Annotated in this window: 14 protein-coding genes and 1 pseudogene; 8 read left to right on the top strand and 7 right to left on the bottom strand. The window is 74.1% G+C overall.

What is annotated here, in order from left to right; all coding sequences use genetic code 11:
• The first annotated feature begins 141 nt into the window (after positions 1-141).
• Positions 142-2,286 carry a transketolase gene (tkt, locus tag ACZ4UX_RS19950; RefSeq protein ID WP_465707605.1) on the top strand — a complete coding sequence of 715 codons (2,145 nt, stop codon included), beginning with the start codon at positions 142-144 and terminating at the stop codon, positions 2,284-2,286.
• On the opposite strand, the pseudogene ACZ4UX_RS19945 reads toward tkt, so the two are convergent.
• A pseudogene (locus ACZ4UX_RS19945) lies at positions 2,214-2,787 on the bottom strand (DoxX family protein). The gene tkt and the pseudogene ACZ4UX_RS19945 overlap by 73 nt on opposite strands.
• Before the next feature lie 210 nt (positions 2,788-2,997).
• Here ACZ4UX_RS19945 and ACZ4UX_RS19940 point away from each other — a divergent pair.
• The 3 genes from ACZ4UX_RS19940 to ACZ4UX_RS19930 all read left to right on the top strand — a co-directional run bounded on the left by ACZ4UX_RS19940 (position 2,998) and on the right by ACZ4UX_RS19930 (position 10,693).
• Positions 2,998-3,153: a DUF6131 family protein gene (locus tag ACZ4UX_RS19940; protein ID WP_329485492.1), complete on the top strand. Its 156-nt coding sequence runs from the start codon at positions 2,998-3,000 to the stop codon at positions 3,151-3,153.
• 360 nt (positions 3,154-3,513) lie between these two features.
• Positions 3,514-8,109: a HAMP domain-containing protein gene (locus ACZ4UX_RS19935; protein ID WP_465707604.1), complete on the top strand. Its 4,596-nt coding sequence runs from the start codon at positions 3,514-3,516 to the stop codon at positions 8,107-8,109.
• Between the two features lie 49 nt (positions 8,110-8,158).
• Complete coding sequence (locus ACZ4UX_RS19930) at positions 8,159-10,693, top strand: SpoIIE family protein phosphatase (RefSeq protein WP_465707603.1); 2,535 nt, start codon at positions 8,159-8,161, stop codon at positions 10,691-10,693.
• A 67-nt stretch (positions 10,694-10,760) separates the two neighbouring features.
• Here ACZ4UX_RS19930 and ACZ4UX_RS19925 read toward each other — a convergent pair whose 3' ends face one another.
• Together ACZ4UX_RS19925 and ACZ4UX_RS19920 are read right to left on the bottom strand one after the other, a co-directional pair.
• On the bottom strand, positions 10,761-11,216 hold the full coding sequence (locus ACZ4UX_RS19925) for an ATP-binding protein (protein ID WP_352286558.1): 456 nt from the start codon (positions 11,214-11,216) through the stop codon (positions 10,761-10,763).
• 145 nt (positions 11,217-11,361) lie between these two features.
• Positions 11,362-12,210, bottom strand: a complete 849-nt coding sequence (locus ACZ4UX_RS19920) for a patatin-like phospholipase family protein (protein WP_465707602.1) — start codon at positions 12,208-12,210, stop codon at positions 11,362-11,364.
• Positions 12,211-12,295: 85 nt separating this feature from the next.
• Here ACZ4UX_RS19920 and ACZ4UX_RS19915 point away from each other — a divergent pair, with 85 nt between their 5' ends.
• Together ACZ4UX_RS19915 and ACZ4UX_RS19910 are read left to right on the top strand one after the other, a co-directional pair.
• The gene (locus ACZ4UX_RS19915) at positions 12,296-12,856 is read left to right on the top strand and encodes a TetR/AcrR family transcriptional regulator (protein ID WP_465707601.1); all 561 of its coding nucleotides are present in this window, start codon (positions 12,296-12,298) and stop codon (positions 12,854-12,856) included.
• Between the two features lie 78 nt (positions 12,857-12,934).
• Entirely contained in the window at positions 12,935-13,732 is a 798-nt protein-coding gene (locus ACZ4UX_RS19910) for a hypothetical protein (protein WP_465707600.1), read from the top strand.
• A gap of 86 nt (positions 13,733-13,818) precedes the next feature.
• Here the strand turns inward: ACZ4UX_RS19910 and ACZ4UX_RS19905 are convergent, their stop codons facing one another.
• The 3 genes from ACZ4UX_RS19905 to ACZ4UX_RS19895 all read right to left on the bottom strand — a co-directional run bounded on the left by ACZ4UX_RS19905 (position 13,819) and on the right by ACZ4UX_RS19895 (position 16,770).
• Positions 13,819-14,562 (bottom strand): class I SAM-dependent methyltransferase, encoded by a 744-nt coding sequence (locus ACZ4UX_RS19905; protein WP_465707599.1) that lies wholly within the window; start codon positions 14,560-14,562, stop codon positions 13,819-13,821.
• Positions 14,563-14,764: 202 nt separating this feature from the next.
• A complete protein-coding gene (locus ACZ4UX_RS19900) occupies positions 14,765-15,529 on the bottom strand; it encodes a hypothetical protein (protein ID WP_465707598.1) in 765 nt (254 codons plus the stop codon).
• Complete coding sequence (locus tag ACZ4UX_RS19895; protein WP_465707597.1) at positions 15,526-16,770, bottom strand: 2-isopropylmalate synthase; 1,245 nt, start codon at positions 16,768-16,770, stop codon at positions 15,526-15,528. The genes ACZ4UX_RS19900 and ACZ4UX_RS19895 overlap by 4 nt, the downstream gene beginning before the upstream one ends.
• Positions 16,771-17,196: 426 nt before the next feature.
• On the opposite strand from ACZ4UX_RS19895, the gene ACZ4UX_RS19890 reads away from it, so the two are divergent.
• Positions 17,197-18,660: an FAD-dependent oxidoreductase gene (locus ACZ4UX_RS19890; protein ID WP_465707596.1), complete on the top strand. Its 1,464-nt coding sequence runs from the start codon at positions 17,197-17,199 to the stop codon at positions 18,658-18,660.
• 23 nt (positions 18,661-18,683) lie between these two features.
• Positions 18,684-19,580 (top strand): class I SAM-dependent methyltransferase, encoded by an 897-nt coding sequence (locus ACZ4UX_RS19885; RefSeq protein WP_465707595.1) that lies wholly within the window; start codon positions 18,684-18,686, stop codon positions 19,578-19,580.
• An 88-nt stretch (positions 19,581-19,668) separates the two neighbouring features.
• Here ACZ4UX_RS19885 and ACZ4UX_RS19880 read toward each other — a convergent pair whose 3' ends face one another.
• On the bottom strand, positions 19,669-20,976 hold the full coding sequence (locus ACZ4UX_RS19880) for a hypothetical protein (RefSeq protein WP_465707594.1): 1,308 nt from the start codon (positions 20,974-20,976) through the stop codon (positions 19,669-19,671).
• Positions 20,977-21,176: the final 200 nt, after the last annotated feature.

Genomic DNA, 21,176 nt, shown 5'->3' with positions numbered 1-21,176 from the left:
CGGCCGGACCGGGCGGGTGAATCCCGGACCGGATCGGGCCATGCGGGTCCGGTCACCGGGTAGGCGCTGGAGGCCGAGCGGACGCGCCGAACCGTCCCCGGCGACCTCACCGACCCCGACCGGCCCCCTGGGAGGACACCCGTGACACCCCCCGACAAGCACCCCGCGACCCGCCACCAGTCACTGGCCGACCCCGTCGCCGCACGGGCGGGCTGGGACGCCGTGGACGTCCGGGCCGTGGACACCGCCCGGCTGCTCGCGGCCGACGCCGTGCAGCGCACCGGGAACGGCCACCCCGGGACGGCGATGAGCCTGGCGCCACTGGCCCACCTGCTGTTCCAGAACGTCCTGCGCCACGACCCCGGTGACGACCAGTGGCTGGGCCGCGACCGCTTCGTCCTGTCCTGCGGACACACCAGCCTCACCCTCTACGTCCAGCTGTACCTCACCGGCTACGGCCTGGAGCTCTCCGACCTGGAAGCCCTGCGGACCTGGGGTTCCGCCACCCCCGGCCACCCCGAGTACCGGCACACCCGGGGCGTGGAGATCACCACCGGCCCGCTCGGCCAGGGGCTGGGCGCGGCCGTCGGCATGGCGATGGCCGCCCGCCGGGAACGCGGCCTGCTCGACCCGGACGCCCCGGACGGCGAGAGCCCCTTCGACCACCACGTCTACGTCCTCGCCTCGGACGGCGACCTCATGGAGGGCGTCACCGCGGAGGCGAGCTCGCTGGCCGGCCACCAGCGGCTGGGCAACCTGACCATGGTGTACGACCAGAACCACATCTCGATCGAGGACGACACCGACGTGTCGTTCAGCGAGGACGTCGCCGCCCGCTACCGCGCCTACGGCTGGCACGTGCAGACCGTCGACTGGACCCGCACCGGCCGCTACGTCGAGGACGTCGACGCCGTCCTCGACGCGCTCCGGGCCGCCCGCGCGGAGACCACCCGGCCCTCGCTGCTGGTGCTGCGGACGGTCATCGGCTGGCCCGCCCCCAACCTCCAGAACTCCGGCAAGGCCCACGGCTCCGCGCTCGGCGACGAGGAGGTCGCCGCCACCAAGGAACTGCTCGGCTTCGACCCCGCGCGCAGCTTCACCGTCGAGGACGAGGTCCTCACCCGCACCCGCCGGGCACGCGAGCGCGGCCGTGAACTCCACGAGGCCTGGACCCCGCGCTACGAGCGCTGGCGCGGCGAGCACCCCGAGCGCGCGGCACTGCTGGACCGGCTGACGGAGCGCCGGCTGCCGGACGGCTGGGCCGACCACCTGCCGGCCTTCCCCGCGGACCGGGAGGGGCTGGCCACCCGCGCCGCCTCGGGCCGGGTGCTCACCGCGCTCGCACCGGTCCTGCCCGAGCTGTGGGGCGGCTCGGCCGACCTGGCCGGGAGCAACAACACCACCATGGACGGTGAGCCCTCCTTCCTGCCCGAGGGCGTGGAGACCGCGGAGTGGAAGGGCGGCCCGTACGGCCGCACCCTGCACTTCGGGATCCGGGAGCACGCCATGGGGGCCATCCTCAACGGGATCGCCCTGCAGAGCCTGACCCGCCCGTACGGCGGCACCTTCCTGACCTTCAGCGACTACATGCGGCCCGCGGTGCGACTGGCCGCGCTGATGGAGCTCCCGACCGTCTACGTCTGGACGCACGACTCGATCGGCCTCGGCGAGGACGGCCCCACCCACCAGCCGGTGGAGCACCTCGCGGCGCTGCGCGCGATCCCCGGCCTCGACGTGGTGCGCCCCTGCGACGCCAACGAGACGGCCGCCTGCTGGCACGCGCTGCTGGAGCACCACGACCGGCCGACCGGCCTCGTCCTCACCCGGCAGAAGGTGCCCGTCCTCGACCGCGGGACCGGCGGGTGCGCACCGGCGGACGGCGCCGCCCGCGGCGGCTACGTGCTGCGCGACCCGGCCGACGGCGCCCCGCCCCGGGTCCTGCTGCTGGCCACCGGCTCCGAGGTGCACCTCGCGCTGGAGGCGCAGGAGCAGCTGGCCGGTGAGGGCGTGGCGAGCCGGGTGGTGTCGCTGCCGTGCCTGGAGTGGTTCGCCGCGCAGCCGCGCGAGTACCGCGACGATGTCCTGCCGCCCGCGGTGGCGGCGCGGGTGAGCGTGGAGGCGGGCGTGGCGCTCGGCTGGCGCGAGCTGGTCGGCCCGCACGGCCGGATCGTCAGCCTCGACCACTTCGGCGCCTCCGCCGACTACCGGCGCCTCTACAGCGAGTTCGGACTCACCGCCGAGGCCGTGGCCGGGGCCGCGCGGGAGAGCCTCGCGGCGGCCGGCTGACGCCGGGTCCGCCCCGGTGCGGCCGCCCGTCGTGGGCGGCCGCACCGGGAGCGGGCGTCAGCCGGTCCACCGCCGGTGCCGGGCGCGCCAGGCCAGCGACGGCCCCGCTCCGGTGTCCGCCGCCGCGATCAGCAGCCCGCCGCACATCGACAGGTTCTTCAGGAAGTGGATGCGCTGCCGGGCGCGCTCCTCCTCGTCCTTGACCTCCCAGAACCGGTGGCCGGCCAGGGTGACCGGGACGAGGGTCGCCGCCAGCGCGAGCGCGGCGGGCCGGGTGAGACGGCCGGACGCCAGCAGCGCGCCGGCCACCACCTGGACCCCGGCGTTGAGCCGGATCGCCGCTTCGGGCCGGCGCGGAACGGCCGGGACGTGCTCGGCGAGCGGGTCGACCACCGGTTCGGCGGCGGCCTCCAGCCGGGCGGGGTTCAGTAGGGCGTCGGCGCCTCCGTAGAGGAACATCGACGCCAGCATCGGTCGTGCACAGGCTCGCAAGATGGACATACCCGGCGTCTTTCCGGTCCCCCGGCGGCCAATCCCCGTCGCGCGGGGCGTTCCCGACGGGCGCCCGGGGCTCGGCGGGGGCATCTCGGGCTCGTTCGGGTGGGCCGGCCCGTCCGGGCGACAACAAACCGGCGAGGGCCGGTTGACCCGTCGGCAATCGGGCAGACGCACGGCGCGGGGGAAGAGCTCACAGAGCCCAAGGAGCGCGGCATGATCGTCCTCGGAATCATCCTTCTCGTCATCGGTCTCCTCACCGGCCTCGGCATCCTGTGGACGATCGGAGCGGTCCTCGTCGTCGTGGGACTGATCCTGTGGATCCTGGGAGCGGTCGGGCACGCCGTCGGCGGACGCAAGCACTACTGGTGACGGAGCCCGTCGACCGACCGGTCACAGCGCCGTCCCGGGGCCGCCGGAGGTGCCGGCCGCCTCCCCGGCCCCAGGGCCCTCACGGGCGGGCAGCCGAGCACCCTGCCCGCCCCGTCCTCGACACCGTCCGCCCCGCCGTTGCCCCCGAGGCAACCCCGCCAGGACGGCGAACGGCGGGTGGGGCCGATCCGTTCCGGGCAGGGATAAGGGGAGTTCGCCCTCGACAGAACACGTACGGTAGCGTCCCCGACAGCATGTTCCGAGGCCCGGTCCCCGGGGTTCATACGGCTTCCGACCGTGTGGCACCCGGGGACCGGGCCTGATCCGCGGCCGGGTGCTCAATCAGGAAGGCGGCGTCCGATGGCTGGCGCGACGAGGTCCCAGACCGCACACACCGGCGGTGGCGACGGCACCGCGCAGGTCGACGAACCCGATCTCCGGCGGCTGCTCGGCGGCCTGACCGCCGTCCGCGACGGCGACTTCGGCACCCGGCTGCCGGACGACGCGGACGGGCTGCTCGGTGAGATCGCCACCGTCTTCAACGGCATGGTCGACCAGCTCTCCCGGTTCACCTCCGAGGTGACGCGGGTCGCCCGCGAGGTGGGCACCGAGGGCCGGCTCGGCGGGCAGGCGGAGGTCCCCGGAGTCTCCGGGACGTGGAAGGACCTCACCGACTCGGTCAACGCGATGGCGGGCAACCTCACCTCGCAGGTGCGGGACATCGCCCAGGTCGCCACCGCGGTCGCCAAGGGCGACCTCTCGCAGAAGATCGACGTGGCGGCGCGGGGCGAGATCCTCGAACTGAAGAACACCGTCAACACCATGGTCGACCAACTGTCCTCCTTCGCCGCCGAGGTGACCAGGGTGGCCCGCGAGGTCGGCAGCGAGGGCCGGCTCGGCGGCCAGGCCCAGGTCCCCGGGGTCGCCGGCACCTGGCGCGACCTCACCGACTCGGTCAACTTCATGGCCGGCAACCTCACCGACCAGGTCCGCAACATCGCCCAGGTCACCACGGCGGTCGCCAAGGGCGACCTCTCGCAGAAGATCACCGTCGACGCCCGCGGCGAGATCCTGGAGCTGAAGAACACCGTCAACACGATGGTCGACCAACTGTCCGCGTTCGCGGGCGAGGTGACCAGGGTGGCCCGCGAGGTCGGCACCGAGGGCCGGCTCGGCGGCCAGGCCCAGGTCCCCGGAGTGGCCGGTACCTGGCGCGACCTCACCGACTCGGTCAACTTCATGGCCGGCAACCTGACGGCGCAGGTCCGCTCGATCGCCCAGGTCGCCACCGCCGTCGCCAAGGGCGACCTCTCGCAGAAGATCCGGGTCGACGCCCGCGGCGAGATCCTGGAACTCAAGGAGACCATCAACACGATGGTCGACCAGCTGAGTTCCTTCGCCGGTGAGGTGACCAGGGTGGCCCGCGAGGTCGGCACCGAGGGGCGGCTCGGCGGCCAGGCCGACGTCCGGGACGTCTCGGGGACGTGGCGTGACCTGACCGAGTCGGTCAACGTGATGGCGGACAACCTGACCGCCCAGGTCCGCTCGATCGCCCAGGTGACGACGGCGGTCGCGCTGGGCGACCTCTCGCAGAAGATCCGGGTCGACGCCCGCGGCGAGATCCTGGAACTCAAGGAGACCATCAACACGATGGTCGACCAGCTGTCCGCGTTCGCCGACGAGGTGACCAGGGTGGCCCGCGAGGTCGGCACCGAGGGCAACCTGGGCGGCCAGGCGACCGTCCGGGGTGCGTCCGGCACCTGGAAGGACCTCACCGACAACGTCAACGTGATGGCCTCCAACCTGACCGGGCAGGTCCGCTCGATCGCCCAGGTGGCCACCGCCGTCGCCAAGGGCGACCTCTCGCAGAAGATCACCGTCGAGGCCAAGGGCGAGGTCGCCGCGCTGGCCGGCGTCATCAACACCATGGTCGACACCCTCTCGGCGTTCGCCGACGAGGTGACCCGGGTGGCCCGCGAGGTCGGCACCGAGGGCACCCTCGGCGGCCAGGCGCGGGTGCCCAACGTCGCCGGGACGTGGAAGGACCTCACCGACAACGTCAACTTCATGGCCCACAACCTCACCAGTCAGGTCCGCAACATCGCCCAGGTGACCACCGCCGTGGCCAACGGCGACCTCACCCGCAAGATCGACGTGGACGCCCGCGGCGAGATCCTGGAACTCAAGACCACCATCAACACCATGGTCGACCAGCTCTCGGCCTTCGCCGCCGAGGTCACCCGGGTGGCCCGCGAGGTCGGCAGCGAGGGACGGCTCGGCGGCCAGGCCGAGGTCGAGGGCGTCTCCGGCACCTGGAAGCGGCTCACTGAGAACGTCAACGAACTGGCCGGCAACCTGACCCGCCAGGTCCGGGCCATCGCCGAGGTGACCAGCGCCGTCGCCGAAGGCGACCTGACCCGCTCGATCACCGTGGACGCCTCCGGCGAGGTCGCCGACCTCAAGGACAACATCAACTTCATGGTGGAGTCCCTGCGCGAGACCACCCGGGCCAACGAGGAGCAGGACTGGCTGAAGTCCAACCTCGCCCGGATCTCCGGCCTGATGCAGGGCAGGCGCGACCTCCCCGTCGTCGCCGAACTCATCATGGACGAGCTCACCCCGCTCGTCTCGGCCCAGTACGGGGCGTTCTACCTCGCCGAGGAGACCGCCACGACCGCCGAGGGCGCCTCCACCACCTTCCTCCAGCTGATCGGGTCCTACGCGTTCCCGCCGGGCGCGACCCCCACCCGCTTCCGGCTCGGCGAGTCCTTCGTCGGCCAGGCCGCCCGCAGCCGGCGCACCATCGCGGTCGACTCGCTGCCCGCCGGCTACGTCAGCATCTCCTCCGGCCTGGGCCGGGCCGAGGCCGCCTCGCTGATCGTGCTGCCGATCGTCGTCGAGGAGCAGGTGCTGGGCGTCATCGAACTCGCCTCCGTCCGCGCGTTCACCCCCGTCCACCGGGCCTTCCTGGAACAGCTGATGGAGACCATCGGCGTCAACGTCAACACCATCGTCGCCAACGCCAGGACGGACGAGCTCCTCGGCGAGTCCCAGCGCCTCACCTCCGAACTGCAGGCCCGCTCCGAGGAACTCCAGGCCCGTCAGGAGGAGTTGCAGTCCTCCAACGCGGAACTGGAGGAGAAGGCGGCACTGCTCGCCGCGCAGAACCGGGACATCGAGACGAAGAACCTGGAGATCGAGCAGGCCCGCCAGGAGCTGGAGGACCGCGCCCACCAGCTCTCGGTCGCCTCCACCTACAAGTCCGAGTTCCTCGCCAACATGAGCCACGAGCTGCGCACCCCGCTGAACAGCCTGCTGATCCTCGCCCAGCTGCTCGCCCAGAACCCGACCCGCAACCTGACCGCCAAGCAGGTCGAGTACGCCGGCATCATCCACTCCGCGGGCTCGGACCTGCTCCAGCTGATCAACGACATCCTCGACCTGTCGAAGGTCGAGGCCGGCAAGATGGACGTCGCCCCCGAGTGCCTTCCGCTGCGCAAGCTGCTGGACTACGTCGAGGTGACCTTCCGCCCGCTCACCACCCAGAAGAGCCTGACCTTCGAGGTCACCACCGCCGCCGACGTACCGGCCGAGCTGCTCACCGACGACTACCGGCTGCGCCAGGTGCTGCGCAACCTGCTCTCCAACGCGGTCAAGTTCACCCAGCGGGGCAGCGTCCGGCTGCGGATCGAGGTGGCGAACCCGGCCGACGTGCCGGAGGTGGCCCGCCGCGACGACGGGCCGGTCATCGCCTTCCACGTGGTGGACACCGGCATCGGTATCGAACCCGACCACCTGGAGAGCGTCTTCGGCGCGTTCCAGCAGGCCGACGGGACGACCAGCCGCAAGTACGGGGGCACCGGGCTCGGCCTGTCGATCAGCCGGGAGATCGCCTTCCTGCTCGGCGGCGCCATCACCGCGCGGAGCACCCCCGGTCAGGGCAGCGTCTTCACGCTCTACCTGCCCGCCGCCCGGGCGGACTACGTCGAACTGAGCGGCCGGCAGCCCGAGTCCACCGCGGAGGCCGGGCCGGCCGACGCGGCGGCGCCCCACCAGGACGAGCCGGCCGCCCACCCGACGCCGCCGCCGGCCGCCCAGCCCAAGCGGCTGCTGGTCATCGAGGAGCGCCCGCGCGGGCTGCTGTCCCTCGTCGCGGAGAGCGCCATCGCCGACCTGACCCGCCACGCGGACCTCGGCGACCCCCGCGAGGGCGTCGAGATCATCACCACCGTCGGCGCTCGGGAGGCCGCGGAGACGCTCGCGGCGATGCCCTGCCACTGCGTCGTCCTGGAACTGGACCTGCCGAACGGCGCGGCACTGGACCTGCTGGAGGAGATGGCGGCGGACGCCGCGCTGCACAGCGTGCCCGTCCTGGCCCACAACAACCGCCGGCTCGGCGCCGGACAGGAACGGCTGCTCCAGGAACGCGCCGCCGCGCAGCCCCTGGAGCTGCTGTCCAGCCTCGACGAGCTTCGCGAGCGCATCGCCCTGCACCTCAGCGCCGAACAGCCGGGCGACGTCCTGCCCCTGGTGCGCGCCGAGGACACCGCGACCCCGCTCGCCCAGCACGTCGACGGCTCGCTCGCCGGGCGGACGGTGCTCGTGGTCGACGACGACGACCGCAACCTGTACGCCCTCACGGGGATCCTGGAGCTGCACGGCATGCGGGTCCTCCAGGCCGAGAACGGCCGCGCCGCGATCGACACCCTCAACCGGACCGCGGGCATCGACCTGATCCTGATGGACGTGATGATGCCGGAGATGGACGGCTACGCCGCCACCACCGCCATCCGCGCGATGCCGGACCACTCCGACCTGCCGATCATCGCCGTCACCGCCAAGGCGATGATGGGCGACCGGGAGAAGAGCCTCGCGTCCGGGGCCAGCGACCACGTGACCAAGCCCGTCGACGCGCGTGACCTCATCGCGTGCATCGAGCGCTGGCTGCGCCCGTAGTCGCGATCCGCCCAGGCCGGCCGAGACCACACAATCCGAGGAGGGAACGATGCGCGACCGCGAGCCGCTTCGGGGCGCCGGAAGCCGACCGTACCTCGCCGTGCCGGACCAGGAGGACCGCCCGGAGTGGGAGGGCCGCTCCGACTGGGAGGGTCGCCCCGAGCGGGAGGGCCGCCCCGAGCGGGAGGGCCGCTCCGAGCGGGAGGCCGGCGGCCACTCCTGGCCCGTCACCCAGCGGAACGCGGCCACCCGGGCGCCCGCGACGGCGGCCGAGATAGGCGTCGTCGGCCACCTCATGTCCACCGTCGAGCGGCTGCGCGCCGAACTCGCCCTGGCCCGGTCCGAGGCCGACGGCCGGGCCCTGGTCGAGCTGGCGAAGGGCGTCCTGGTCGAGCGCCTCGGCTGCGGCCCCACCGACGCGTACCGGCAGCTCGAAGGGCTCGCGGGCCGGTCGAAGGTGTCCGTCCTGGAGCTGGCGGCCGACGTGGTCAACCAGGCCTCCCGGGACCGGATCGCCGACGTCGCGCGCGAGTTCGTGGCGGCCGCGGGCGAGCCACCGGTCGGCCTGCGGCTGCGCAGCGCGGAGACGGGCATCCTCGGCGCCGGCGATGTGCAGGCGGTCGCCGAGTCGGCCCTGGAGCACGCGCTGCGGCCGCTCGGGGCGCAGGCGGTGGCGATCTGGTCGGCCAATCCGGACCAGTCCATGACGCTGGCGGGCAGCGCCGGCTTCGGCGCCCAGGAGGCGCCGCTGTGGCGGCACGTCCCCCCCGGCGTGCAGACCCCGGCCCGCCAGGCGCTCGTCGCGCGGGCCGCCACCGCGTACGAGTCACTGGCGGCGGCCGGCCTCCCGTCCATCGGGCAGCGCGAGCTGACCGGCGGCCGGCTGGCCGTGCCCGCCGGGGCGGGCGGCCGGATCACCGGCGTGCTGGAGATCTGCTGGCCGGGCACGCTCCCGCCGCAGTCCCAGTCGCTCCAGCGGCAGTTCGAGACGCTCGCCGAACTCTGCGCGACCGCCCTGGAGTCCTGCCCGGCCGGTGACGCGGACGCCCAGGCGCCGCGCACGGCCGAGCTCCTGGAGCTGGTCCACGGCATGCCCCACCCCTGCCTGGTACTGCAGCCGGTGTTCGGCGCCGCCGACCTGCCGACCGACTACCTGATCAAGCACGTCAACCCCGGCTTCGTCGACTTCGCCGGCCGGCCCCGCAGCTGCATCGCCGGCGCCCGCCTGCTGGAGGCCTACCCGCTGGCCGCCGAGCCGGGCGGCCTCTTCGAGAAGATCGAGCACGTCCTGGCGACCGGCGAGTCGTTCCGCTCCCCCGCGATGAGCCTCTCCGCGCTGGTCGGCGGCGTACCGCTGACCACCGAGGCCGCCGTCGACATCAGCCGGCACGGCTCCCACGTGGTGGTCCTCTGGCGGACGCAGGACGCGACGGCCAAGGTCGCGAACCTCCTCCAGCACGCCCAGCGGCTCGGCCGGATCGGGGGCTTCGAGGAGAACCTGCGGACCGGCGAGATCGCCTGGAACGACACGCTCTTCGACCTCCACGGGCTGCCGCTCACCGCCGACCCCCTCTCGATCGAGAACCTGGCCGCACACGCCCACCCGGACGACGGGCACACCATCGGCCGGTTCCTGCGCACCCTGCTGCACCACCGGCGGTCCGCCTCCACCGCCTTCCGGCTGAAACGGGCCGACGGGATCGCCCGCCACATCCGGGTGGTCGCCGAGCCCGTCATCGGCGCGGACGCCCGGATCATCGCCGTCCGCGGCGCCTACCAGGACGTCTCCGCCCAGCACTGGACCGAGGTCGCCCTCGCCGCCACCCGCGACCAACTCGCCCACACCGAGCAGCAGTCCGCCGAGCGCAACCGGCTCGCCCTGCAACTGCAGCACGCCATCATGCCGCCCAGCCGGGGCCCCCTGGAACTGCACGACCTGCAGGTCGCCGTCCGCTACCGCCCGGCGGAAAAGGACCACCTGGTCGGCGGCGACTGGTACGACGCCGTCGGACTGCCGACCGGCCAGGTCCTCCTGTGCGTCGGCGACGTCGCCGGCCACGGGATCGACGCCGCCACCGGCATGGTCGCCCTGCGCAACGCGCTGCGCGGCCTGGCCGCCACCGGCGCCGGCCCCGCCCAGCTCCTCGCCTGGCTGAACAGCGTGACGCACCACCTGACCGACAACGTGACCGCCACCGCCGTCTGCGCGCTCTACGAGCCGCGCACCCACGTGCTGCGCTGGGCGAGGGCGGGCCACCTGCCGCCGCTCCTGCTGCGCGACGGCCAGGCCCGCAAACTGCCCGCGGTCGCCGGCATCCTGCTCGGCGCGATCGACCAGGCCGAGTACGAGGAGGGCGAGATCCAGCTGAAGACCGGCGACACCCTCATGCTGTACACCGACGGCCTGATCGAACGGCGGGACCGCTCGCTCCAGGACTCCCTCGACGACCTGCTCACCGGCGCCGAGGCGCCGGAGCGCTCGGACGACCCGGCCGAGCTGGAGCGGCGGCTCGACCACCTGCTGCGGTACAGCAACGCGGACACCGACGACGACACCTGCCTGATCGGCATCAAGGTCCGCTGAGCGGCGGTCCGTGACGTAGGCCGACCGCGACATCGGCGGGCGGGCCCCAGCGGGCCCCAGCGGGCCCTCAGGCCGGGCCGCACAGCCGCCCGGCGGTGTCGCGCGGGTGCGGGTCCCGCTCGCCCGGCGGGTGGAAGCAGGCGATCACCGTCTTCCCCTCCTGCTGGCGGCGGATCTCCCACTCGTCGGCGAGGGCGTCCACGATCGCCATCCCCCGCCCGTTGAGCGCGTCGGTGCCCGCGCTGCGCGGCTCCGGCACCGCGGTGCTCCCGTCGTGGACGGACACGTGCAGGCACCGGCCGTCCCACACCAGCACCAGCTCGGCGCTGCTGTGGGCATGGATGTGGGCGTTGGTCAGCAGCTCGGAGACGGTGAGCAGGACGGCGTCCACGGTCTCGGGCGCGTCCCGTGTCCACGCGAGCGAGCGTAGGTGGTTCCGAGTCCACCGCCGCCCCGCCCGGACACCGCCCGCTATGGGGAATGAGCGGGCCCATCCCGTGGCCCTCACCGACGCGTCGCCCATGGCCCGATCCTCCGTCCCTCTTCAGTCCGTATCCAGCGCCTGCCCCCAAAACCCGCCCCCACGCACCCGAGGCACGGACCCGATGCCGGGCGGTGATCCTGCCCGTCGTCGGCCGGCGCCGGCGGCGCGCCGACGTGGTCGGGGGTCAGTGCGCTTCGGGCTCCGGCGTCGACGTGGCGCGGAGTTCCTCGTCGACGTCGCCCGCCTGGCGAAGGCCCGCCTGGTAGGCCGGCTCCCAGGCCGCCAGGTCGCCCAGGTCCGGGCCGAAAGCGCTGACCGAGGCCGGATCGGGACCGATGGTCACGACGCGCGCCGCTCCCACGGCCGCCAGCTGCTGGTCGAGCAGTTCCCGGGGGAACAGGTGGGCCATCGGCTCGACCACGACCAGCGTGCGGGCTCCCACGGCGAGGTCGGCGTTGGGCCCCGCGCGCAGCGCACCGTCCATGTACCGCCGGCCGTCGACGGCGACGGGCGGCGCGACCCCGGGGAAGGCGCTGCTCGCCGCCACCGCGTGCACCAGCGGCACACCGCTGTCGCGGTCCCACACCACGGGCTCACCGGAGGTCGTGTCAACGGCGGTGATCAGCAGTCGGCGCTCGGGCCAGGTGTCCGCGCCGATCAGCGCGGCGCGGCCCGCTATCAGCGCCTCCTCGGCACGGGGGTCGGCGCCGTCGAGCGCGAGGCGGCCGACGCGGCGGCGGGCCTCGTCGGGCTCCAGGCCGCGGTCGCCGAGCACGGCGAACACCTCGCCCGTCCGCCCGGGGTCCGCCGTGACCCGGTGCTCCGGCCGGCGGGCCGCCGTCGCGAGCCGCTCCAGGTCCTGGCCGGTGGCGAGCAGCGCCGCGACGATCGCACCGGACGAGGTCCCGACGATCACGTCGGCTCCGCCCAGTTCCACACCGCGCAGGCGCAACCCGTGGGCCAGCCCTGCCATCCAGGCGGTGCCGACGTGGCCCCCGGGACCCAGGACGAGTGCTCGGTCGAAGGTGTGCAAGGTGATCTCCCCTCATTAGTGAAACAGTCGTACCATAAACTCACTGACGCTGTCTCAACTTTCGTCAACCGAGCGGAGATCCACCGTGGGGCGACCCGCCGACCCCGCCCGTCGGGAGCGCACGCTGGCACGGGCGACCGACTACGTGCTGGCGCACGGCCTGACCGGACTCAGCCTGCGACCGATGGCCGCGGCCCTCGACACCAGCCCGCGGATGCTGCTCTACGACTTCGGCAGCAAACAGGAGTTGGTCGCGGCGGTCCTCGCCGAGGCTCGGCGCCGAGGTGCCGCGCGCCTGACCGGGCACGTTCCGCCGACCACGGGCACCGCCCAGGAGCGGCTGCGCGGCATCTGGGCGTGGATCAGCGCGGAGGAGCGTGCCCCGTTCGTCCGGCTGTTCTTCGAGGTGCACGCCGACGGGCTGGTTCACCCCGAGGCCTACCCCGAGCAGGGCGAGGCGATCACGGACTGGTTCGACACGCTCGGCGCCACCTTCCGCGACGTCTCCAGCGGCCCCGACGACACCGTGACGCCCACGTTGATCATGGCCGTCGTCCGGGGCCTGCTGTTCGACCTCACCACCACCGGCGACCGCGACCGTACGAATCGCGCGCTGGACCGCTTCGCGGAACTGCTGGACAGCTGAACGGCCCTGGCGGGCCTTCGGTCCTGGCCGGTGTCGGGGCGTGCCTCCCTGTCGGAGGGCCGTGGCACACTGCGGCACATGTCTCTCAGCGCCCTCAGCCTCGACCAGTGGCGGTCGTTCGACCTGCCGACCGCACGCCGCGTCGCCCACGGGGCGGCGGAGCTGGTGGGCGGCCGGGTGACCGCGCTGGAGACCGTCGAGCACCTCGGCGCCCCGCTGCACCGCGTCCGGATCAAACGGGATGACCAGGAGTTCGCGCTGATCCCCGGCGGCCGGGTGACGCTCGGGTTCGACCTGGACGCCTGGCGGCCGAGGCCCGAGCAGACCGCCGACTACGCGGCGAGCCTGGAGCAGGGCTTCGGCTACGGCGCCGACCTCCGGGAACACCTCGCCCAGGTGCTCAGCCCGCGTCGGACCGTCACCCTGGCCACCGTGCTGATGGCCGTGGAGGACGAGGAGCTGACCGAGGCCTTCTGCGACATGCCGGCCGTCCTCGCGGCCCGCGGGCTGCGGATGCCGAGCCCGGACGAGTGGGAGCACGCCTGCGGGGCCGGCGCCACCACCCTCTTCCGCTGGGGCGACGACTGCCCGCTCGACCGCATCCCCTACGGAGAGCCGGACGGGCCGCAGAGCCGGCCGAACGCTTTCGGGCTGCGCATCGCCTACGACACCTACCGCACCGAGGTGAGCAGCGACACCGCGTCCGTCCACGGCGGGGACGGCGGCGAGTCGGTGTGCGGCGGGTACGGCTTCCTGCTGGGGTGGCTCCCGCTGGCCACGGCCAACCGGAACCCCTTCATGGCCGAGTTCGTCCACGGCCCGGACGGGGACGGTCTCTGCGAGGACTTCTCGACCCGTCCCGTCCTCACGCTCTGAGGGCCGGAGTGCCCGGGGTCCGGCACCGAAGCTTCTTCGGCACCGGACCCGTGAGGAACCTCAGGCACGCACCTCAGGCAAGCACCTCAGGCACGGCAGCGCAGCATCACCAGCGGCGGCTTGGCCAGGAGGTCCGCCCAGAACTCCGCGCCGAACTCGCGGAGGCCGGCTTCGGACACCTGGATCGGCACCCACTCCAGGTCACGGAATCCGGCCGCCCGCAGGCACTCCTCGTAGACCTCGCGGCGCGGAACGGTGCTGACGATGCTGATCGGCCGCGGGTCGAGGAGTGCCGTGACCCGCACCCGCGGACCGGTCCCGGCCTCCTCACCGGTCGGCTCGCAGCGGAACCCGTACCGCTCCAGGGACGGACAGTCGAACGCGTAGTCGGGCCGTTGGGCGAACACGAAGAACTCGCCGCCGGGCACCAGGTTCCGGTGGATGTTGCGGCACATCCGCTCCAACTGCTCCACGGATTCCGCGTAGTTGAGACACTGCACGGCCAGCGCGAGGTCGAACCGCCGGTCCAGCGGCGCCAGCTCGGCGACATCGCCGACCTCGTAGCGCACGTCCAGCGGCTCACGCCGTTCCATGTCCCGCGCGGCGGCGATCATCTCGACGGAGATGTCGACGCCGAACACCTCGGAGGCGCCGCGCCGCTTGAACTCCCTGCTGTAGAAGCCGGTGCCGCACGCCAGGTCGAGGACCGACCTGCCCTTCACGTCCCCGACCATGCCGAGGAAGCTCGGCACCTCCCCGTAACGCATCAGCGGCAGGGACTTGAAACCCTCGAACGCCTCGCCGATCCCGTCGTACTGCTGCACGCTCACGTGCCGCCCCCTTCTGTCCTTCGCCCGTGCTTCGTCCGGTACGCGGCCACTCCGGCTCGCCGGATGCGGCGGGTGGAGGCCCGCCGGGGCCGTGGCGACGAGTCTCCTCCGCGCGGTGCGACGGCCGTACTGGCGGATGACACAAAGAAGTCGGCCGGGTGACGCGCGGGCGTCGGCGTCCCGACACGACGTCACAGCTCGTTCAGGGGCGGCCGTTCGGGGCCGCCGTGCCCCCGTAGCCGGCCCGGACCCGTTCGAGGTACCGGTCGGCGCTCCCGTGGGGGTAGTCCTGGGCGCCGTGGCGGTGCAGGTCGATCCGACCGTCGGCGTGCAGGCGCAGCGTGGTGGTCGCCCGGCGGGGTGGCTCGGCCGGGTCGCGGCCGGCGCCGGTGAGGGAGGTGGCGCCGAGCACGGGCACGGCGTCGGGGAACATCGCGGTGGCATCGGCGGCCGAGGCGGCGGGTGGGTGGCCGGTGCGGTTGGCACTGCTGACGTAGAGGATCGGGTGGTCCTCCAGGACGGGCAGCAGGGGTGTCCAGCGGGCGCCGAACAGCAGGGTCCAGCCGTCCCGACTGGCCGGGGACAGCCAGTCGGGGAGCGTGGCGCCGGAGCGGAGCGGCACGAGCAGGGTGACGCGTTCCTCGGTGAGCAGGCGGCGGGCCGTGGCGGCGAGGGCCGTGTCGAGAGCGAGGAGGCCGTCGAGTGCGGCGCAGGTGCCGGGGTCGTGGGCCCACACGGCGACGGCCTGCTCGGCCGGCCTGCCCTTGGCGAGGTTGACGGCCCTCGGGTCGGTGGCGGCGACGGTGTAGGTCAGCGGCGCGGGATTGGGCAGGACGACCGCCCTGCCCCGGCGCAGGGCGTGGCGTGCGCCCTCCAGGTCCACGGTGCCGAGGTCCGGGTGCACGGTGCCGAGGTCCGGGTCCGCCTTGCCCAGGTCCGGGTTCACCTTGCCCAGGTCCGGGTTCATCGCCGCTCTCCTGTCACGGTGGTGCGCAGTCCGTCGAGGTAGCCGGCGAAGGCCGGCTCGTCGACGACGGCCCGGCCGGTGCGGTAGGCCTGGGTCTTCACCCAGGCCGTCGCGGCGTGCGCCTCGGCGTCGTCCAGCCCGTGGCCGAGCCCGGCCGCCACCGCCTTGACCACCCGGGCGCTCGCCAGGTGGGTGAGCACGATGCTCGGGGTGATGCCGAGCAACTCCTGCGGGTCGAAGGGCTGGAAGAGCTGCGGGTGGACGAACGGGGTGCCGGTGGAGATGGTGCCGACCCCGGTGCCCACGACGGGTGTCGTCACGCTCAGCGGTACGCCCGTCGCCTCGGCGACCATCCGGGCGATGCCGGGCAGCCGGGTGAGGTCGGGTGCCGTCCACCAGGGTTCGCCGTCCCCGCCGAGGAGTCGGGCCGTGCGGTCGGGCCGGTGGGCGAGCAGGAACAGCAGTTGTTCGGTCGCCACCATGCCGCTGCGCTCGGCGATGCCCAGCCAGGAGGAGGCCGCGACGCGCACTCCCGCCCGCAGGGCCTCCAGGGTGTTGGCCAGGCCCAGGCCGAGGTCGTTGTGGAGATGCGAGGCGAGGACCACTCCGTCGCCTGCCGCCGCCCGCACCCGGGTGAACATCTCTCCGGTCTCGCCCGGAAGTTGGCCCCCGACGGTGTCGGCGAGGACGACCGTTCCGGCGCCGGCCCCGGTCGCCGCCGCCGCGTAGGTGCCCAGCAGGCCGTGGTCGGCGCGGGCGGCGTCCGCCAGGCAGACGTCCACCGCGACCTCGGCGTCCACGCCCCGGGCCTCCTTGACCAGGGCGACGCCGGCGGCCAGCGCCTCGCGCGCGCCGCGGTGGGTCATCACCTGGGCCATCGCCTCGGAGGCCGGTACCACGACCATGATCCGGGCGTGCGCGGTGCCCCGGACGGAGGCGATCGCCTGGCGCACGTCCTTCGCCGTCCCCCGGCACACGGCGGCGACGCTGACCGCGCCTTCGGCCTCCACTGCGACCCGCCGTACCGCCTCGAACTCCTCGCCGCAGACCGCCGGGAAGCCCGCCGCGAACACCACGTGGCGCGGCCCGTCCGCCCCGAAGATCCGCCCCTGCTCCCGCGCCAGGCGCACCCGGAGGTCGGCGCCCATCAGCGTCTTGGCCTGCGCGCCGTCCCGGGCCGACTCCTCCCACAGCACCACCCGCCCCGCCAGAGCGGACTCCCGGACCACGTCCACGCCCACCGCGCACCCCGATCCCCGCCCGGCCGGACCGCGCGGCGTTCGCACCCTCGTCGGCTGGGAGCAGCCGGCGACCCACTCTAGCGAGCCGGTCGGGCGGCGAGGGGCCGACCGAGGCGATCGGGGTTCCGCCCCCGGCCCGCATCGACTCTCCCAACTCCCCTGCAGCACAGTCTCCTTCGCGCGGCGGACGCGGGTACCTCCGGAGACCGAGGACCGGGTCCTCAGTCAGGACGACGCGGGACGGCTCTCCGACCCCCGCCGCCCCGCCCGGACGGACCCCCGGCGGCCGCGGTACGACCGACGGAGTGCGACGGGGCACGGTGGGGGCGCGTGGAAGCAGTGGGCGGGCGGCGCTCTGGTCAGCGGTCCCGACGCGCCTGCACCCTGGTGCGGGAGACGGGCACCGGGCCGTCGGAGGAGGGGTCCATGGGAACGCGGGCGCACGAGTCGGACCGTCGCTGGGAGAGGGCCGTGGTCATCGGCGGCGGGTACGCCGGTCTCGTCACGGCGCGGGTGCTGACCGACTGCTTCCGCGAGGTCGTCCTCCTGGAGCGGGACGAGGTGGACGAGCACACCGGCGTCCACCCGCACGCCCCGCAGGGCCACCACGCGCACGCCATGCTGGCCAGGGGCGCGGAGGTGCTGGAGACGCTCTTCCCGGGCCTGCGCGAGGAACTGCGCGAGCTCGGCGCCCCGGTCTACGACTACGGGGAGCGGATGAGCTTCCTGCAGCCGGCCGGCTTCGCCCCGCGGCACCCGACGGGCGTGCTGATCCAGTCGTTCACCCGGGACGAGCTGGAACGCCGGCTGCGGCGCCGGGTGCTGGCCCTGCCCGGTGTGCGGCTGCTGGCCCCGGCACGCTGCGAGGGCCTGCTCGCGGAGCGTCCCGGGGCCGTGACCGGGGTGGTGTACCGGGTGGCCGGCGCCGAGGAGCCGGCCACCCTGGCGGCGGACCTGGTGGTCGACGCCTCGGGGCGCGCCGGCGGGCTGGACGGCCGGCTCGACGCCCTGGGCGTGCGGGTGCCCGCGCCGCGTGTGGTGAAGGCGAAGATCACCTACACCTCGATGGTCTTCGCCCGGCCGGAGCGGGACCGCCCGGACTTCGACGCCGCCTACCAGATGACCTTCGCGCCGGGCATCCCGCGCGGCGGCGTCATCCTGGCCGTCGAGCGGAACCGCTGGACGTGCTCGCTGTTCGGCTTCGACGACCAGGTGCCGCCGACCGACGACCAGGGGTACCTCGACTTCGCCCGGAGCCTGGCGAACCCCCTGCTGGCCGAGCTGATCGAGCGCCGCACCCGTCCGGAGCCGACCCGCCGGTACGTCAATCCCAACAACCAGTGGAGCCAGTACCACCGGGTCAGGGACTGGCCCGAGCGCCTGCTCGCCGTCGGCGACTCGGTCTGCGTGTTCAACCCGGTGTACGGGCAGGGGCTCACCGTGGCGGCGCTGGAGGCCCGGCTCCTGCAGCGGATGCTGGCCGCCCGCCGGGCCGGGGGCGAGGGACTGGACGGACTGGGCCGCCGGTTCCAGCGCCGGCTGGCCCGCGTGCTGCTGGTGCCCTGGACGCTGTCGAGCAACTCGGACCTGATGTGGAACCCGGACGGGCGGCCGCTGCCGGCCCGGGTGGCCCACTGGTACAACTCCCAGGTCTTCACGGTGTCGGTGCACGACCCGGAGGTGTGGTCCCGGTTCGTCCGGGTCGCCAACATGGTCGCGCCGCCCACCCTGCTCTTCCAGCCCTCCGTCCTGCGGAAGGTCGTCGGCGCGGCGCTGCGTCGCCGCCGTGCCGCGCGGCCGGCCCGCGCCACGACGACGCCCCGCACCGCCGGCCACCCGGTGCCCGGGCCGGCGGCGGAAGCGCCGTCCTCGACCACGCCGTCGCGGTAGGGCTTCACCCCAGGGAGGGACGCATGACCGACACCACGGATCGGAACAGCGGCGTGGGAGGGGGCGTCGGGGTCACCGCGCTGCTGGTCGCCGCCGCACGGGCGATCGAGACCCACCGCCGGGACAGCCTGGCCCAGGACGCCTTCGCGGAGCACTTCGTGCGCGCCGCCCCGGCCTCCGCGGGCTGGCCGGTCCGGGGGCGGGAGGCCCCGGGCGGGGACGCGAACCCGCTCTGGGGGCGGTTCGCCCGCTACTTCGGTCTGCGAACGAGGGTCCTCGACGACTTCCTGCTCCGCTCGGTCCGCGCCGACGCCCGCCAAGTGGTGCTGCTCGGAGCCGGGTTGGACGCGCGGGCGTTCCGGCTGGACTGGCCGCCCGGCTGCGTGGTCTTCGAGATCGACCGGCCCGGGGTGCTGGCGTTCAAGCACCGGGTCCTCGACGGGCTGTCCGCCGTCCCGAGGGCGGCGCGCGTACCCGTCCCGGCCGATCTGCGCGCCGACTGGGTCGGGGCGCTGACCGGCGCGGGCTTCGACCCGGCCGCCCCGAGCGTCTGGCTGGCCGAGGGGCTGCTCTTCTACCTGCCCAGCGCCGTCGAATCGCGCCTCGTCGGCGCGGTGGACCGGTTGAGCACCGGCGGCAGCGCCCTGGCGTACGAGGCCAAGCTCGAACCGGACCTGCTGCGGTACCGCGACAGCCCGCTCTACACCGCGACGAGGGAGCAGATCGGGATCGACCTGCTCACCCTGTTCAACCTCGAACCCCGGCCCGACTCGGCGGGCGCCCTGGCGGACCGGGGGTGGACCACCTCCGTCAGCACCCCCTTCGAGTTCACCCACCGGCACGGCCGCGGCCCGCTGCCCGAGCCGAACGACGCGCTGGCGGGCAACCGCTGGGTGTTCGCGCACAAGCCCCGGCGCTGACCTGCCGTCGGGCCGGAGCACCGCGCCGGTGCTCCGGTCCGGTGCTCGGACCGGAGCACCGGACCCGAGCGCCCGGCCCGACGGCGGGTCACGCGCCCGGGCCCGGGCCCGGCTTCCGCTCCTCGTCGGCCGGCGCGAGCGGCCGGAGCCGGCGCAGCGCCGCGGCGACCGTACCGCCGGGTGTGACGTCGACGGTCTCGACCCACAGCGCGGTGTCCGCGGGGAGGACGGCTCCGGTGGCGGCCACCCGCTCGCGCACCCGTGCGCAGAAGGCGTCCGGATCGCCGTCCGCGGCGGCGTACTCGCGCGACAGTCCGGCCGTGGAGCAGCCCGCCGTCGCGGGGGCCGGCAGGATGTCCGCACCGTTGGAGCAGCGGAGCGTGACCACGGGCGAGGGGCGGTAGGCGTCCGCGAACATGGGCAGGTTCGAGAAGGGGTAGACCCGGTCGTCCAGGGCGAACGAGAGCACCGCGCACACCGCGAACGCCACCGGGCCCGTCCAGTCCGGGGCGAGGCCCGGCCCCGCACCGGCCGGCAGCGGCAGGGCGGCCAGCCCCGCCAGCATGGCGTTCTCCCGGAAGTCGACCGCGAGCAGCCACCGCGAGCCCAGGTGGAAGAGCACCAGGCCCAGACCGATCGCCGCGCGCGGCCAGAACCCGGCGAGCATCAGCGGGGTGCCGGCCTCCAGCAGCAGCGTCGCCCACAGGAGCGGCACGCCCGCGCCCGGCCGGCGGACCAGGAGGCGGACCGGGCCGGCGTCCCGGACGCGCTCGCCGTCCCCGGTCCGGAACCGGTCGAACAGGGTGAGGTAGAAGGGGAAGAGCCGGCGGTCCGGCCAGCGCAGCCCGCGCTTGCGCACCTTGGAGACGGCCGAGACGACGTAGTGGGCCGCCACCGCCCCCCACAGCCCTCCGGCCATCGACGCGGTCACCCGGTGCGGATCGGCGCCGGGAGCGGCGGCGAGCCCGGCACCCGCCATGGCGAGCAGCGCCATCCCGGTCAGGTGGAGGTGGTGGTGCACCTTGAAGTGGCGGGTGCCGTCGTCGTCCTCGGTGACGTACCCGGCGAACTCCTGCGACAGGTGGACGGTGGTGACCGGCACGAAGACCGCGGCCATGACCACCGTCGCCGTCACCGGGAGGAGACCGGCCGTGAACGCGCACCCGGCGAGCACCAGCACGGCGGCGAGGACGGTCCGGACCGCGGGCCCGACGAGGCGGTCGCCCACCCGCGCGCCGAGCGTGCCCGGCCGCCAGGTCGCACCGACTCCCAGCCCGCGCAGCGGCTCCTGGGCGGCCGACAGGACGACGACGGTGAGCAGGGCCCGGAAGAGCACGTCCTGCCACGGGCCCGGGGCGCCGTCGGACAGGGGCCAGGAGACAGCTGCGGACCACACTCGGCACTCCCCCGGGGTGGGTGACCACTCGTCCGTCCAGGATCGGGCCTCCGGGGGGATCCGGACAGCCTTCCGCGAGATGTCCCGAATAGAGGGCTCATCACACCAAGGCCGGTCAGCGTCCGTTCCCGGCACCCGCTGAACGGCTGCCGCGCCCGAGCGGGCCCCGTGCACCGGGCGCCCGGGCACCGGCGACCCGC

Source organism: Kitasatospora sp. NPDC028961, assembly GCF_055564815.1.
Note: the sequence above shows the minus strand (reverse complement) of the source record. Positions and strands in the feature narration are given on the sequence as shown.

Coding starts and splice junctions, on each gene's coding strand:
- ACZ4UX_RS19940 (WP_329485492.1), top strand. CDS start 2,998: ATGATCGTCCTCGGAATCATCCTTCTCGTCATCGGTCTCCTCACCGGC.
- ACZ4UX_RS19935 (WP_465707604.1), top strand. CDS start 3,514: ATGGCTGGCGCGACGAGGTCCCAGACCGCACACACCGGCGGTGGCGAC.
- ACZ4UX_RS19930 (WP_465707603.1), top strand. CDS start 8,159: ATGCGCGACCGCGAGCCGCTTCGGGGCGCCGGAAGCCGACCGTACCTC.
- ACZ4UX_RS19925 (WP_352286558.1), bottom strand. CDS start 11,216: ATGGGCGACGCGTCGGTGAGGGCCACGGGATGGGCCCGCTCATTCCCC.
- ACZ4UX_RS19910 (WP_465707600.1), top strand. CDS start 12,935: ATGTCTCTCAGCGCCCTCAGCCTCGACCAGTGGCGGTCGTTCGACCTG.
- ACZ4UX_RS19900 (WP_465707598.1), bottom strand. CDS start 15,529: ATGAACCCGGACCTGGGCAAGGTGAACCCGGACCTGGGCAAGGCGGAC.
- ACZ4UX_RS19890 (WP_465707596.1), top strand. CDS start 17,197: ATGGGAACGCGGGCGCACGAGTCGGACCGTCGCTGGGAGAGGGCCGTG.
- ACZ4UX_RS19885 (WP_465707595.1), top strand. CDS start 18,684: ATGACCGACACCACGGATCGGAACAGCGGCGTGGGAGGGGGCGTCGGG.